Raw genomic sequence first — 15,412 nt, forward strand, 5'->3', positions numbered from 1 at the left:
GCTGGTCGAGCAGCCGCGAGGAACGAGCGGCGTGTCGAGACCACCTACGCCCGCCCGGAGATCCGATCCGCCACGCGGGCAATGACATTCGACTTCGACGACGTCGAGGCCAGCTCTCGGCGGTCTGCGGCGCGGTAGGCGCCGTACATCGACGCGACCCCCAGCCAGCGCAGGGGTTCGGGCTCCCACTTCTTCGCGTGGTGCGCGACCCACGGCAGGTCGGTGAGTTCTGTCCGCTGCCCGACGACCAGGTCGCGCAGCGTGCGGGCGGCGACATTCGTCGTCGTGAGTCCCGACCCCACGTAGCCGGACGCCGAGCCGATACCCGTCGTCGGGTCGAAGTCGATCGACGCCGACCAGTCGCGGCTCACCCCGAGCACGCCGCACCACGCGTGTGCGATCCCGACGTCGACCGTCGCGGGGAAGAGCTCGTGTAGGGCGTCGACCAGTGACTGCGCGGTGCGCTCCTGGGTTTCGCCGTCGTGGTCGATCCCGGAGCCGTACCGGTAGGGGACGCCGCGTCCGCCGAGCGCGATCCGACCGTCGGCGGTGCGTTGCGAATAGGTGTAGGCATGAGCGGTCTCCCCGAGCAATTCGCTTCCACTCCAACCGATCTCGTCCCACATCGCGTCGGGTAGCACCTCGGTCACGATCATCGACGAGTTGAGGGGGAGCAGTGTGCGGCGTCGACCGGGCATGGTCGCGGTGAAGCCTTCGAGGCAGACCAGGATGGTCTCGGCACGAACGGTCCCGCGGTTGGTGCGGACCGATCGCGGACGGATCTCGACGACGGCGGTGTCCTCGTGAATCGTCACACCTCGACGCTCGACGGCGTCGGCCACGCCGCGCGTGAGCTTCATCGGATTCACCCGAGCGCACTGTGGTGAGAACATCGCGGCCTGCGCACCAAGGATCGAGAGTCGCTCCGCAAGGGCGGCGGCGTCGAGGTACTCCCAGTCGGTCGCATCGAGGTGGTGCTCGGCATCGAGCTCATCGCGCAGTCGCGATTCCTGCGCCGGGCACCGCGCGATGTGCAGCACGCCCGACTTCACGGCGTCGCAGTCGATGTGTTCGGCGGCGACGCGGGCGAGTACCTCGTCGACGCCCGCGCGCATGGTGGCGGTGAGTCGACGATTCGCCTCGAGGCCGTCCCGACCGCGCGACGCGGCGATGTCGGCGTAGTGCGACCGGTTGCCAGGAACCTCCGCCGACAACCACCCCCCGTTGCGACCCGAGGCCCCGAAGCCGCAGAACTCCTTCTCGAGCACCACGATGCGGGCGTCCGGAAGCGCCTCGCGCAGGTAGTACGCCGACCAGAGGCCGGTGAGTCCGCCGCCCACGATGGCGATGTCGGCGTCGAGGTCTCCGCCAAGGGGCGAACGACGCCGGACGGGATCGATTGTCGAATACCAGAACGAGACATCTCCATTGCGCATGCCACAGACCGTAAGCCACCAAATGTTGCGAGCAGATTAAGAAGCGTCCGTTCAGATGGTGAAAACCTGCGGAATCAGTGACGATTCTCCGCAAGTACATCGAATTTCGGTAGTCGATCCACCGCTTGGGGGAGCTTGTCGCAGTCGTCGGTCGTGAGGCCGTCGGCCCCGGCTGCCGGCACGGAAGGATCGCAACGCTCGTGGCAGTACCGCTTCCGGACACCGTTTTCCATTCGGGTCCGGTCTTCGACGGGCATCGACTTCACTACGACATGGCGGTCGGCGTTCGCTCGGGGCGAGTGGTCGCAGTCGGAGCCGTCGAGCGTGTCGTGGCTCAGATCCCGTGGGCCGAGCGCGTCGACCTGAATGGTCGGCTCCTGCACCCGGGATTCACCGATGCTCACATCCATGCGCTGTCAGCGGGCGTGGATCGCAACGCGTGTGACCTCACCGACGCCGAGGACGCTTCGCAGACCCTCGACGCGATCGCCGCGTACGCACGCGCCACCGACCGGGAGTGGATCGTCGGCTCAGGCTGGACGATGAGTCACTTCGATCGTGGCTGCCCTACCGCGAGCGCACTCGACGCCGTCGTCGCCGACCGACCTGCGTTCCTGCTCAATCGCGATCACCACGACGCCTGGGTCAACACGCGAGCCCTCGAACTCGCAGGAATCGACGCCACGACGCCGGACCCGTCGGACGGGCGCATCGAGCGAGCAGCGGACGGATCACCCACCGGGACGTTGCACGAGGGCGCGATGGACCTCGTCTCCCGGCTCGTGCCGCAGCCCGACGTCGACGAGCAGTACGCGGGCCTGCTCACCGCCCAGGAGTACCTCCACTCGCTCGGCATCACAGGGTGGCAGGAGGCCATCGTCGGCGAGTACCCCGGCATGGCCGACCTCGACTCGGTGTACACCGCCGCAGAGGAGTCGGGTGACCTCACCGCGGACGTCGTCGGTGCGTCGTGGCTGCCGAGAGACCTCGACCGCTGGGCCATCGACGACGTCGTCACGGGCTTCGCGACACGTCGGGCGAGCACCGCCGGTCGACGTTGGAGCATGCATTCGGTGAAGATCATGGTCGACGGTGTCGTGGAGAACCGCACCGCCGCGATGTCGGAGCCCTACTGTCACGACTGCGCGTGCGCGCCCGCCGACACCGGGCTGACCTACTTCGACCAGAAGGTGCTGACCGAAGCGGTCATCGCGTGCGACGCAGCTGGGCTTGACATCCACTTCCACGCGATCGGCGACGCCGCCGTCACCGCGGCGCTCGATGCTGTCGAGTCCGCGCGGGTCGCGAATGGCCTCACAGCCGGCCGACACCACATCGCCCACCTGCAATTGGTTCGCCCTGAAGACCTGGGCCGTTTTGTTCAACTCGGCGTGACCGTCAACATGCAGGCGCTCTGGGCGTGCAACGACGACTCGATGGTGACGTTGGTGCGGTCCGCGATCGGCGACGAGCGTTATCAGTGGCACTACCCGTTCGGGTCGCTCGCACGGTCGGGTGCATCACTCGCGATGGGCAGTGACTGGGCGGTGAGCACCCCCGATCCCTGGGCCGCGATCTCGGTTGCGGTCAACCGCATCCCACCCGGAGAGGACGTCGAACCCCTTCTCCCCGCACAAGCCCTCGACCTGACCACGGCTCTCGCCGCGTACACCAGCGGGTCGGCGCACCTGAACAGGCGGGGCCAGGTCGGGACCATTCGACCGGGAGCACGTGCGGACCTGGTCATCGCAGACCGTAATCCCTTTGCAGAGCAACAAGATTCGCTTTGGCGTACCAGAGCCGACCTGACCGTCGCCGACGGTGAGATCGTTTATGAGAGGACCAACCCATGACCGCAGTCGAAGCCACGAAGCAGACGGAGGTGAGCGCCGCGCAGCGCGGCGCCATCTCGATGCACGGCGTGACCAAGATCTACGACAACGGCCACGTCGCGGTGACCGACATCGATCTCGACGTCGCCGCAGGCGAATTCGTCTCACTCCTCGGGCCTTCCGGCTGCGGCAAGACGACGCTGCTGCGCATGCTCGCGGGCTTCGAGCGTCCGACGAAGGGCGAGATCACGCTCGACGGCGCGTCGATCGTCAACGTTCCGCCGGAGCGTAGACCCGTGAATACGGTGTTCCAGTCCTACGCGCTGTTCCCGCACATGTCCGTCGCGCAAAACGTCGGATTCGGTCTGCGGCAACGCAAAGTCGCGAAGAAGGAGATCGGCCAGCGTGTCGCCGAGGCCCTCGAACTGGTGCAGATGACGCGGTTCGCCGACCGTAAGCCCGCCATGCTGTCGGGTGGACAGCAGCAGCGCGTCGCGCTCGCACGAGCGCTCGCCAACCGGCCCGACGTCCTGCTGCTCGACGAGCCGATGAGTGCACTCGACCGAAAGCTTCGCGAGGAGATGCAGATCGAACTCAAACTGCTGCAAAAGGATCTGGGCACCACCTTCGTGTTCGTGACGCACGACCAGGAGGAGGCGTTGTCGATGAGCGACCGCATCGTCGTCATGAGCGAGGGGCGCGTCGCGCAGGTCGGTGACGGCAAGGACATCTATGCCAAGCCGGTCAATCGCTTCGTCGCCGATTTCGTCGGCAAGCAGACGTTCTTCGACGTCACCGGCGCGCTGAAAGACGGACGACTGCCCACCACCGACGGACCATTCGCCGTCGCAGACGATCTCGACGGTCTCAGCGGCGATCTCGTCGTCGCGATCCGTCCGGAGGCGATTTGGTTCGCCGAGGGACAGTCCGACATCGACGCAGCGGACAACGTCGTCTCCGGGACTGCGGCAGGCGTCTCGTTCCTCGGCGACTCCACCCAGGTCGTCGTCACCACCGACGCGGATACCGAGGTGCTGGTACGTGGCGCAACCCGCAACTTCCCGGATCTCCATGAGGGTCAACGCGTCACATGCACGTTCTCGCAGGCGGATACGCGGGTGTTCACCAAATGAGAGCTCAGCACGACATGGACACCGAGTCGACGACGGTGCGCGCGCTCGTTCCCAGGGCAGCGGTCTCTCGCATCACCCGACGGAGCTTTCTGGCCGGTATCGGCGTCACGGTCGCGGGTCTCGCGGTGACGGCGTGCGGTGGCGACAAGACCATCGCACCGTCGAAACCTCTCTCGGACGACGTCGAGGGTCAGCTGAACTACTACAGTTGGGGCGACTACGAGGACCCCGCCGATCTCGACGCCTACCGCGACAAGTTCGGGGTGCGCCTGCAGGTCGACGCCTTCGGCTCCAACGAAGAGATGATCGCGAAACTCGCTGCGGCACGCGGAACCTCGGGTTACGACGTCGTGGTGCCGACCGGGGTCTACATCCCGCAGATGGTCGCGCACGGACTCCTCGACGAACTCGACCACTCCCGCATCCCCAATCTCGCGAATCTGGAAGAGCGGTTCTTCAATCCGCCGTGGAATCCACAGTCTCGCCACGGCGCCTGTAAGAACTGGGGCACAACGGGTTTCATGTATTTGAAGTCGCTGACCGACAAGACACCGACGTCGTGGGCCGACTTCATCAGTCTCGCGCGGGGGCCTGCCAAGGGCAAGGTCAGCGTGGTCGAAGACCCGTGGGAGGTCGTCTCGATCGCTATGGGCGCGATGAACATCGACCCCAACACCACCGATGCCAAAAGCCTGTCGGCCGCGCGCAACATCTTGGTCAACCAACTCGCCCCGACCATCCAGGGCTACAACTCGTCGATCACGTCCATCGTGTCCGGCGGTTCGTACAGCCTGCTGCAGGCATGGAACGGCGACGCCCGGCTGACCTTGATGAACGAAAGCGACCCTGATAGGTGGGGATTCGTCTATCCGTTGCCGACCGCGAATCTGTTCACCGACAACTTCGCGATCGTGCGGGGCACCCAGCATCCGGGGGCCGCGTACGCGTTCATCAACCACATGCTCGATCCCGAGGTGTCGTTCCGCGAACTCCAGTACATCGGATATCAGACGGGTGTGAAGGGCATGGCAGAGAAGGGTAAGGCAGCGGATCTACCCTACCCGGAACTGCTGTTCCCCTCGGACGAGATCGTCGACCGGCTGGTCGTCGCGACCGTCGACTCCGCCACCCAGGAACGCACTGAGATCCTCAATCAGATGCAGGCGAGGAGCGCCCGATGACCACCGACATCCTGACGCCTTCACAGACCGGAAACCACCAACCCGACCCCGCTTCGGACACCCCCAAACCGCCACTGCGGCAACGACTCTTCGGAGCCGGAGGGCTGACCTTTCCCGCATGGGCGTATTTGGTCTTCTTCTTCGTCATCCCACTCGCGCTTGTCGTCTGGTACAGCTTCGGTTACAAGCCCGACCAGTTCACCACTTACGCGACCGACCGGCTGTCCCTCGACAACTACGGCGAGGCGTTCGGCGCGGACTATCGCTCGACCTTCACCAACACGCTGCAGATCGCGATCGTCGGCGTGCTGCTCACTCTGCTGATCGGCATTCCCTTCGCGTATTGGCTTGCGGTGAAGAGCAATCCGCGACGTCGACCGTTGTATCTCGCGTTGATCATCGTGCCTTTCTTCACCAATTTCCTCGTCCGCACGATCGGCTGGCAGATCACCCTCGCGCCGTCGGGTTGGTTGTCGAGCGCGATGCAGAGCGCGGGATTCGGCGAACTCGGCATCCTCTACACGCGTGCCGCCGTCCAGATCGGCGTCGTCTACAACTACCTGCCGCTGATGATCTTCCCGCTCTACGTCGCGATGGACCGGGCCGGACTCTCGCTCCGGGAGGCCAGCCGTGACCTGGGCGCCAACCGATGGACGACGTTCTTCCGGATCACGTTGCCACTTGCGGCACCCGGTATCGCGTCGGGCGTGCTCCTGGTGTTCATCCCGCTGATGGGCGACTACGTGACGCCGTCGGTGCTCGGTGGGGCGAAGGGCACCATGGCGGGTCAGATGATCGCCGCGCAGTTCGAGACCGCGCAGAACTGGGCATTGGGTTCGGCGATGACGGTGTCGCTGATGCTCGTCGTGCTCATCTGTGTGGTGATCGCGGGCGTGGTGGTGCGAGCCGTCGTCACACTGCTCGACAGGCGCGTATTCAACGTGCCCGCGGTGGATACGACGGGGGAGAAGTCAGGCCCGTTGGCGCCGTTGACGATGAAACCCCTGCGGACGCAGCGTGATTGGTACACCTTCGCGATCAAGGCGTGGGCGGTGATCGTCTACCTGTTCCTGTTCCTCCCGATCGCGGTGATCGTGGTCTATTCGTTCAACACCGGCCGTCTGCTGCAACAGTTCGACTCGTTCGGCTTCACCGCGTACTCCGACGCCGTCACCAACGACACCATCGTGCGTTCGGTGCAGGTGTCGCTGGAGGTGGGCGTGCTCTCCGCACTGTTGGCAACGGTGCTCGGTGGGTTCGCCGGTATCGGAATCGGCATCTCGCGTCGGCCGCGATGGTGGTCGATCGGCCTGTTGGGGTTGCTCACCGTCACGCTCGTCACCCCCGATATCGCCGACGCCGTCGCCTTCCTGCCGTGGTACGTCACCCTCGGTGTCGACGGTGGCCTGAGCCCGTTCAACAACGGACTCTTCCGGCTCGTGATCTCGCATGCGGTGGTGTCGATGGTCGTGGTGACATTCATCGTCCGGGCGCGAGTCGCGTCGCTCGATCCCGCGCTCGAGGAGGCTGCCGCCGATCTCTATGCTCCGCCACTCGAGCGACTGCGCCACGTGATCCTGCCGGCGGCCATGCCGGGCATCATCGCGGGCATGCTGCTGGCGTTCACCTTCAGTCTCGACGACGTGGTGATCTCGACGTTCGTGCAGCAGCCGGGGTACACGCCGTGGCCGGTCTACGTGTTCTCCAACGTGCGCGTCGCGCTTCGCCCGGAGGTCGCCGCGATGTCAACGCTGATGTTGGCGCTCACGCTGGCAGTACTCGCGATCTCCGCGGTGATCCTTCGTCGCAGCGGCGAGGACTCGAGTTCGATGGTGAAGATGCTGGGCTGACCGGGGTCGGGGAGCCTAGACCGAATCGAAAAAAGATCCACACCGTACTTGAACCTGAAATTGGGTTCAAGTACGGTTTCGTCTATGAACATCGACGGAAATGTTGCGATCGTCACAGGCGCGGCCGGCGGTATCGGTGCCGCCATCACGCGTGCGCTCGTCGCGGGTGGGGCCAGGGTCGTTGCCACCGACCTCGACGACGAAGCGCTCGAGCGCGCAGCGGCCGAGATTGATCCGAGTGGCGAGAACGTGGCGACGCTGGCCGGGAATGCGGGTTCGTCGACGCACATCGATGCGACCATCGCGCTTGCGGAGAGCCGGTTCGGTGCTGTCGACATCTACGTCGCGAACGCGGGCATCGGAGGTCGGCCGGGACTGTCGGCGTCGGATGCCGACTGGGACGTGGCGCTCAACGTCAACCTGCTCGCGCACGTTCGCGCGGCGCGTCGCCTCGTTCCCGAATGGGTCGAGCGCGGCAACGGCTACTTCATCTCGACGGCGTCGGCGGCAGGTCTGCTGACCCAGCTCGGGTCGGCCATCTACTCCACCACCAAACACGCCGCCGTCGCCTTCTCCGAATGGCTCAACGTCACCTACGGCGATGACGGCGTCAAGGTGAGCTGTCTGTGCCCGATGGGCGTCGACACCGCGCTGCTCCGTCCGCCGACGTCGCCGGACAACAGTGACGAAATGCTGATGCAGGCCGCCGTCGAGACCGCCGGCCGGGTGCTCACGCCGTCCGAGGTGGCCGAGGTAGTGCTTGCAGCCATCGCCGACGAGCATTTCCTGATCCTGCCGCACCCCGAAGTACTCGACATGTACCGCAACAAGGGTGCCGACTATGACCGCTGGTTGCGCGGGATGCGTCGGTACCAGAACACGCTCCGCGATCAGCTCACCAACGCGTGACACACCTGTTCTTCCGAAAGCCTCACACCACAAGGAGAATTTCATGAGTCTGTACGAGATGTCGCCGCGCGCAGCGGAATACCGCCAGCGCCTGCTCGACTTCATGGACCAGTACATCTATCCCAACGAGGCGGTGTACGAGCAGCAGATGCGCGAGCTCGACAATCCGCACGCCAACCCGCAGATCCTCGACCAGCTCAAGGAGAAGGCGCGGGCGGAGGGGCTGTGGAACTTGTTCCATCCGCACAAGGAGTGGGGACCGGGCCTGAGCAACCTCGAGTACGCGCCGCTCGCCGAGATCATGGGTCGCGTCGTCTGGTCGTCGGAGGTGTTCAACTGCAACGCACCCGACACGGGCAACATGGAGGTGCTCACGCTCTTCGGTACCGACGAGCACAAGGAGCGCTACCTCAAGCCGCTGCTCAACGGTGAGATCTCGTCGGCCTTCGCCATGACGGAACCCGCTGTTGCGAGTTCGGATGCAACCAATATCGAGCTCTCGATGGTGCGTGACGGCGACGAGTACGTGCTCAACGGGCGTAAGTGGTTCGCGTCCAACGCGGTTCGTCCCGACTGCAAGGTGCTCATCGTGATGGGCAAGACCGACCCGACCGCGCCGACGCACAAGCAGCAGTCGATGATGGTCGTACCCACCGACGCTCCGGGCGTCACCATCGTGCGCAACCTGCCCGTCTTCGGATACGTCGATCGAGAGAGCCACGGAGAACTTGTCTTCGACAACGTCCGCGTGCCCGCGGCCGACGTTCTCAAGGGTGAGGGCGAAGGCTTCGCCATCGCACAGGCTCGCCTGGGACCCGGCCGCATCCACCACTGCATGCGGACCATCGGAATGGCCGAGCGCGCACTGGAATTGATGTGTGCGCGTGCCGCGTCCCGAGTGACCTATGGTGAGCCGCTGGCCGATCGCGCGAACATCCAGGACTGGATCGCGGAGTCGCGCATCGACATCGAGATGGTGCGTCTGCTTACCCTGAAGGCCGCCGACATGATGGACACCGTCGGAAACAAGGCCGCCGCCACCGAGATTGCGGCTATCAAGGTTGCCGCGCCCAACGTCGCGCTCAAGATCATCGACCGTGCGATCCAGGTGCACGGCGGCGCGGGTGTGACCGACGACTTCCCCCTCGCCATGGCCTACGCACACATTCGGACGTTGCGACTCGCCGACGGTCCCGACGAGGTGCACAAGCGCTCGATCGCGCGTCGTGAATTGCGCCCGTACCGCACCGGACCGGTTCCGGAAACCGTTGCAGGCGTTTCGGATCAGGCTCTGGCCGCGCGGTGGTGAGTGCATCGGTGACTGATCTCGCCATTCCCGACGTCGATACCGATGCTTTGCTCACGTGGTTGTCGGACAACGGCATCGGCCTCGACGGCCAGGTCACGGCGACGAGAATCGGTGGCGGACAGTCGAACCTGACGTATCTACTCACCGACGGATCGGGTCGGCGCTTTGTCCTGCGCCGGCCTCCCGTCGGGCACCTGCTCGCGTCGGCCCACGACGTGGCGCGCGAGGCGCGCATTCTGTCGGCGCTCGCACCGACGGATGTGCCCGTACCCGAGGTGTACGGCGTGTGCACCGACGAAGCGGTGGCTCCGGTGCCGGTCGTCGTCATGGACTTCGTCGACGGGATCTCGCTGGAGAAGAAGGAGAATGCGGAGCTTCTTCCCCTGCCCGCGCGCCGTAACGTCGGGACGTCGATGATGGAGACGCTCGCGCACATCCACGCGGTCGATCTCGATGCGACCGGGCTCACCGATCTCGCCAGCCATAAGCCGTACGCGCAGCGCCAACTCAAGCGGTGGGCCGCGCAGTGGGAGAACTCGAAGACGCGAGAGATCCCCGAGGTGGATTCGCTGACCCGCAGGCTCGCCGAGAACGTCCCGGAGCAGCACGAGACGTCGTTGGTGCACGGCGACTTCCACATCCGCAACGTGATGGTCGACCCGAAGACCGGCGACGTGCAGGCTGCTCTCGACTGGGAGCTGTCGACGCTCGGTGATCCGCTCGCCGACATCGGCAGCACCCTGGCGTACTGGCCTGAGGTTGGGGAGGAGATCCCCGGACGATTCAGCGCAGAGACCATGGAGGGTTTCCCAACCCCGGCCGACGTGGCAGCCGACTATCTCCGGATCACCGGACGCGACCCAGAGGCGCTCAAGTACTGGCGGACGCTGGGGTTGTGGAAGGTCGCCATCATCATCGAGGGAGTCGTGCGTCGAATTCAGGACGACCCGACCAACCGCGCCGTCGTCGGCGCCCCTGCCGCAGAGTTGGTCAACCGCTTCGTCGACAAGGCGAGCGAGATGGCCGACGAGGCAGGATTGGCGTGACCGGATACCGTTGATCGATCAGACCGCCCGGCCGGCAGCGACCTGAGGCCCGAGATTGCCGAGGAGACCCAGATGAGTACCGAAACCGACGACACCGCCGCGCATGACACCGCGCTCGAGGTGCCGTCGGTTTCGGCTGCCCCGAGCGCGGTGCGCAAACCCCTGACCGCTCGCGGAGAGAGAACGCGGGCCGCTCTGGTGTCTGCGGCGCGCACGGTCTTCGAGCGCGACGGATTCGCCGACTCACGGCTCACCGACATCACCACTGAGGCCCAGTGCTCGATCGGGTCGTTCTACACCTACTTCGACAGCAAGGAAGAGATCCTCGACGCCGTCCTCGCCGAGGCGCACCAGGACATGCTGCATCCGGGCTTCCCGCACGTGGAGCCGGGTTCCGACGACGACCCCACCGAGATCCTCGCCGCAGCCAACCGGGCCTATTTCGAGGCGTATCGGCGCAACGCCGGCCTGCGTCTCGTGCTCGAGCAGGTGTCGTCGACGATGGCGGAGTTCCGTGAGAAGCGGCGCCAGCGGAGCCACGTGTTCGTCGAACGCAATGCGCGCCACATCCAGGAATTGCAGGAACGAGGCATCGCCGACCCAGAACTCGATGCGACGGCAGCGGCCGCGGCGTTGTCGGGCATGGTGTCGCGGATGGCCTACCAGGCGTTCATCGTCGGTGGCGAGCCGCATGACGTCGACGCGATGGTCGACACCGCCACCCGCCTGTGGGTCAACGCGATCGGCCTTCGCCGTCCGGGTTCGGCGTCGCGCGCCTGATCACCCGGACGGCCCTCTCGCACGGTTCGTGACGTCGGGCGATGAGGTTCCCGACGGTAACTTCATCGAGGTTGCGGTGTACCAGTACCCGTCGAGCTGAGTTGGCGCAGCGAGTCGCGGTCGATCGCGCGCTTGAGGATCTTTCCGGTCGCGCCTTTCGGCAGTGCATCGACGACGTGGACGATCCGCGGGACCTTGTAGGCGCTGAGTCGTTCTTTCGCCCAGCCGCGGAACGAATCGGTGTCGAGCACGGCGTCCGGCCGCAACGCGATGACCGCGGCGATCTCCTCGCCGTAGTGGTCGTCGGGCACTCCGATGACGGCAACCTCGACGATGTCGGGGTGCGTGTAGAGCACCTCTTCGACTTCTCTCGGGTAGACGTTGTAGCCGCCGCGGATGATGAGATCCTTTGCGCGGTCGATGATCCGGAGGTCACCGTCGGCGTCCATCGCGCCGATGTCACCCGTGCGCAGCCACCCGTCGACGAGCTCGGATGCGGTGGCATCGGGGCGGTTCCAATAGCCCGTCATCACCGTCGGCCCCTTGAGGAAGATCTCACCGACCTCGTCGGCGGCGAGTGGTGTGCCATCGGGATCGCGGATCTCGATGGTGAAGCCCGGCAACGCCGGTCCGACTGTTCCGACCTTCGGTTCGCCGTCGAGGTCGCGGAAGGTCGCGGTGCCCGCAGTCTCGGTGAGGCCGTAGCCTTCAAGGATCGCGCAGCCGAACTTGTCGGCGAACGCACGAATGACCTCTCCCGGCATCGACGCTCCGCCCGAGCACGCCAGTCGCAGGTCGACGAAATCATCTGACGAATATCCGGATGCGTTCTGCAACATCGCATTCCACATCGTCGGCACACCACAGGCGATGGTGACATGCTCGTCGCGGATGCGGTTCATGAACTCGACGGGCGCGAAGGGTGACAGCAGCGACAGGCTGCCGCCCCAGGTGAGTGAGTTGTGCATCACGACGACCTGGCCGAAGCAGTGGAACAGGGGAAGTGCTGTGGCCCAACGTTCTTCGTCGCCGAGCCGCAGTGCCGGGCGGAACGCGATCGGCGCAGCGTTGACGTTGGCGATGCTCAGTTGAGCGCCCTTGGGCTTCCCGGTGGTTCCGGAGGTGTACAGGATCACCGCGGTGTCGTGGTCGTTGCGCTCGACATAGGCATCGACCGACGGCGCGTCTGCGGCCGGATCATCCTCGAACGGCTTCAGTTCCACGAACGGAAGGCCACGATTCGTGGCGACCAGGTCGGCCGCGGCTGCCGACTCGTGCCACGCGACGATCAATGAGGTCCCGGAATCGTCGACCACGTAGTCGATCTCGTGGGTGGTCGACATCGTGTTGACCGTGATGATGGTTGCGCCGATCGTATGGAGTCCGTAGTAGGCGATGACGAACTCCGGAATCGACGGCGCAACAAGCAGCACTCGGTCACCGGGAGAGACTCCCAAGGCCGCGAAACGCGCTGCGCTGCGAGCGATTCGAGCACGCAGGTCGCCGTAACGCAGGATGCGGTCGCCGCTGCGTACCGCAATGCGGTCGGGGTAGGTGTCGGCACCCTTCCACAGGGCGGCTACGGGGTTGGCCATGAGAATTCCTTATGACAGAAGGGTTGTGGAGCTGCATGCGCCCGGGGCCGGTAGTCGCCCCGGGCGCGTGGTGGTCACTCGAAGTAGCGGCGCGGGACGTCGACGAGCATGGTGGTGATGTCGGCGTCGCTCACACCCCGTTCACGCAGCGCGGGCAGCACGTCCTCGCTGATGTGGCGGTAGTTCCAGTTCGGGACCGCGTGCTTCTTGGCCTCGGGATCGAACCAGTCGATGAAGCACGACGCGTCGTGGGCAAGTCCCATCCGATCGGCGTAACCGCGTTTGGCCAGTTCGACGATGGTGTTGATGCGGTCGTCGAAGGGCAGCAGCACGTCGAGTCCGAAGCGGTCCATGCCAAGGATCGATCCCTCGTCGGCGAGCTTCATGAGGTAGTCGAGGTCGGTCGAGTCGCCGGAATGTCCGATGACGACCTTGCTCAGGTCGACGCCCTCCTCGCGCAGAACGCGCTGCGCGACAAGGCCCGAGCCGGTGTGCGGGTTGGTGTGCACAGTGATCGGTGCACCGGTCTGAACGTGTGCCTGGCCAACGGCCCGCATCACGCGTTCGACGCCGGGTGTCAGTCCCTGCTCTTCGATGGCGCACTTGAGGAACGAAGCCTGCACGTCGGTGTCGGCGATGCCCTTCGTGAGGTCGCGGACGAAGAGGTTCACCAGCGGCTCGTCGACGTCGAATAGCAGTCCTGGGCCGGTGTAGTGGAACTGGAAGGGAATGTCGTTGTAGGTGTAGAGGCCCGTCGCCACCACGATGTTCAGGTCGACCTGCTCGGCGATCTTCTTGATCCGGGGGATGTAGCGGCCGAGGCCGAGCACCGTCGGGTCGAAGATGGTGTCGATTCCAAGCCCTTTGAGCTCGCGCAGATCGCGCACGGCGTCGGCGATCTTGCGATCCTCGTCCCAGTCGTCCTGATAGTTCTCCCGGTACTCCTCGCCGAGGACGAAGATGTGCTCGTGGATGAGAGTCGGGCCCAGGTCGCCCGAGTCCACGGGGCCCGTGACGGTGTTGACAGTGCTCATCTGATGTCCCTTCGAAGTGTGTGAGCAGTCGCCGACGGCGGTCGGTGTGCGCTGCATCACCAAAAGACAATAGATGAGGCTGAGTTCATGTTCAAGTAGCAGTTTTTGCTGCTCTGTCATCCGATCAGTGCAGCACCGTGATGCCCCTGAGACTCACGCCGTCTTGCCATTTGTCACACTTGAGTGGTGCAGAAGTTACTGATGAGGCAAATGAGACTGTTGGGACTTGTAGCGATTGCGGTGATGGCTGCAATCGTTGCCGGTGCCGGCCAGGCATTGGCCGCGCCGGGAACCTCGACAACTCCGACATCGCCCGCTCCGACATCACCCACGACACCCCGCACGGGAACGCCGACGTTGCCCTCCCTCGGTATCCCGCAGGTCGACGGAATCCTCGACACTCTCGCGGGTAACGGATCGTCGAAGCCGGGTACCACGGCGTCGGACACCGGCCAGATGATCGTGGTCACGGCGCCGAAGGCGTCCGACCCCACCGCGACGCTCACCGCGTTCGAGAAGGGTGCGGACAAGTCGTGGAAGCCCGTGTTCGGGCCGACCAAGGCGTTCCTGGGTTCGCTGGGAATGGGGGAGCCCAAGGACAACGTCTATCGCACGCCCGAGGGCACCTTCGCGCTGGACCAGGCATTCGGTAGGCAGGCGAACCCGGGCACCAAGATGCCGTACTTCCAGGCGACGCGTCAGGACTGGTGGGACTCCAACATGAAGTCTCCGACCTACAACACCCACGTCCGCCAGGCGAACAGTCCCGGCGGCGACAGTGAGAACCTCTACGACGCAGGTCCGGTGTACGACTACGCGGTCAACATCGCGCACAACCCGCAGCGCACCCCGGGCAAGGCGTCGGCGATGTTCCTCCACGTCACCAACGGTGAGCCGACTCAGGGCTGCGTTGCCATCGATCGCGACGTGATGCGCAAGATCCTCGCGTGGCTCGACCCTGCCAAGCACCCCAAGATCACCATCGGCGTCAATGCCGCCGCACCCACGGGCGACGGGCCGTCGACCAGTGCGCCGTCGGGAACGACGCCGAACGCGCCCGCGACGCCGAGTCTGCCGGGAGTGTCAGACATCCTGGGCGACAAGGGGCTGAGTGATCTGTTGACGCAACTGGTCAACCTGATTCCGACTCTGCTCGGGTCCAAATAGCGCAACCGCGGCGGTGGCCGCCCGCTGAATATGTGTTGAATCGAAGGACGTGGGTGCTGCAGCACCCACGTCCTTCGATATGACACACGTCCAGGGGTGCGGCCGTGGGCTCAAAATCCCAATAGATCAAATCCTGTCCT

General features: G+C 65.0%; 12 protein-coding genes. 9 read left to right on the top strand and 3 right to left on the bottom strand.

Annotation, left to right across the window (positions count from 1 at the left end):
- Positions 1-44: 44 nt before the first annotated feature.
- The gene (locus tag A5777_RS07975) at positions 45-1,436 is read right to left on the bottom strand and encodes an NAD(P)/FAD-dependent oxidoreductase (RefSeq protein WP_064862234.1); all 1,392 of its coding nucleotides are present in this window, start codon (positions 1,434-1,436) and stop codon (positions 45-47) included.
- Positions 1,437-1,636: 200 nt separating this feature from the next.
- Between A5777_RS07975 and A5777_RS07980 the strand changes: the two genes are divergently transcribed.
- From A5777_RS07980 to A5777_RS08015, 8 genes are all read left to right on the top strand, one after another.
- Positions 1,637-3,289 (top strand): amidohydrolase, encoded by a 1,653-nt coding sequence (locus A5777_RS07980; protein ID WP_064862243.1) that lies wholly within the window; start codon positions 1,637-1,639, stop codon positions 3,287-3,289.
- Complete coding sequence (locus A5777_RS07985) at positions 3,286-4,401, top strand: ABC transporter ATP-binding protein (protein ID WP_064862235.1); 1,116 nt, start codon at positions 3,286-3,288, stop codon at positions 4,399-4,401. The genes A5777_RS07980 and A5777_RS07985 overlap by 4 nt, the downstream gene beginning before the upstream one ends.
- On the top strand, positions 4,398-5,582 hold the full coding sequence (locus A5777_RS07990; RefSeq protein ID WP_064862236.1) for a polyamine ABC transporter substrate-binding protein: 1,185 nt from the start codon (positions 4,398-4,400) through the stop codon (positions 5,580-5,582). Before A5777_RS07985 ends, A5777_RS07990 begins: the two co-directional genes overlap by 4 nt.
- Complete coding sequence (locus A5777_RS07995) at positions 5,579-7,432, top strand: ABC transporter permease subunit (RefSeq protein WP_064862237.1); 1,854 nt, start codon at positions 5,579-5,581, stop codon at positions 7,430-7,432. The genes A5777_RS07990 and A5777_RS07995 overlap by 4 nt, the downstream gene beginning before the upstream one ends.
- A gap of 84 nt (positions 7,433-7,516) precedes the next feature.
- Positions 7,517-8,341 carry an SDR family oxidoreductase gene (locus A5777_RS08000; RefSeq protein ID WP_064862238.1) on the top strand — a complete coding sequence of 275 codons (825 nt, stop codon included), beginning with the start codon at positions 7,517-7,519 and terminating at the stop codon, positions 8,339-8,341.
- Between the two features lie 43 nt (positions 8,342-8,384).
- Positions 8,385-9,650, top strand: coding sequence for an acyl-CoA dehydrogenase family protein (locus tag A5777_RS08005; protein WP_064862239.1), 1,266 nt, complete (start codon positions 8,385-8,387; stop codon positions 9,648-9,650).
- Positions 9,651-9,658: 8 nt separating this feature from the next.
- Positions 9,659-10,696, top strand: a complete 1,038-nt coding sequence (locus A5777_RS08010) for a phosphotransferase family protein (RefSeq protein ID WP_231894984.1) — start codon at positions 9,659-9,661, stop codon at positions 10,694-10,696.
- Between the two features lie 72 nt (positions 10,697-10,768).
- A complete protein-coding gene (locus tag A5777_RS08015; RefSeq protein WP_064862240.1) occupies positions 10,769-11,476 on the top strand; it encodes a TetR/AcrR family transcriptional regulator in 708 nt (235 codons plus the stop codon).
- Between the two features lie 62 nt (positions 11,477-11,538).
- Here the strand turns inward: A5777_RS08015 and A5777_RS08020 are convergent, their stop codons facing one another.
- Both A5777_RS08020 and A5777_RS08025 read right to left on the bottom strand, forming a co-directional pair.
- A complete protein-coding gene (locus A5777_RS08020) occupies positions 11,539-13,071 on the bottom strand; it encodes an AMP-binding protein (RefSeq protein WP_064862241.1) in 1,533 nt (510 codons plus the stop codon).
- Positions 13,072-13,145: 74 nt separating this feature from the next.
- The gene (locus A5777_RS08025) at positions 13,146-14,105 is read right to left on the bottom strand and encodes a phosphotriesterase family protein (protein WP_064862245.1); all 960 of its coding nucleotides are present in this window, start codon (positions 14,103-14,105) and stop codon (positions 13,146-13,148) included.
- A gap of 210 nt (positions 14,106-14,315) precedes the next feature.
- Here A5777_RS08025 and A5777_RS08030 point away from each other — a divergent pair, with 210 nt between their 5' ends.
- Positions 14,316-15,272, top strand: coding sequence for a L,D-transpeptidase family protein (locus A5777_RS08030; protein ID WP_064862242.1), 957 nt, complete (start codon positions 14,316-14,318; stop codon positions 15,270-15,272).
- The last annotated feature ends 140 nt before the right edge of the window (positions 15,273-15,412 follow it).

Origin of the sequence: Gordonia sp. 852002-10350_SCH5691597, from assembly GCF_001665715.1 — a bacterium.
In the GTDB taxonomy this organism is placed as follows: domain Bacteria; phylum Actinomycetota; class Actinomycetes; order Mycobacteriales; family Mycobacteriaceae; genus Gordonia; species Gordonia sputi.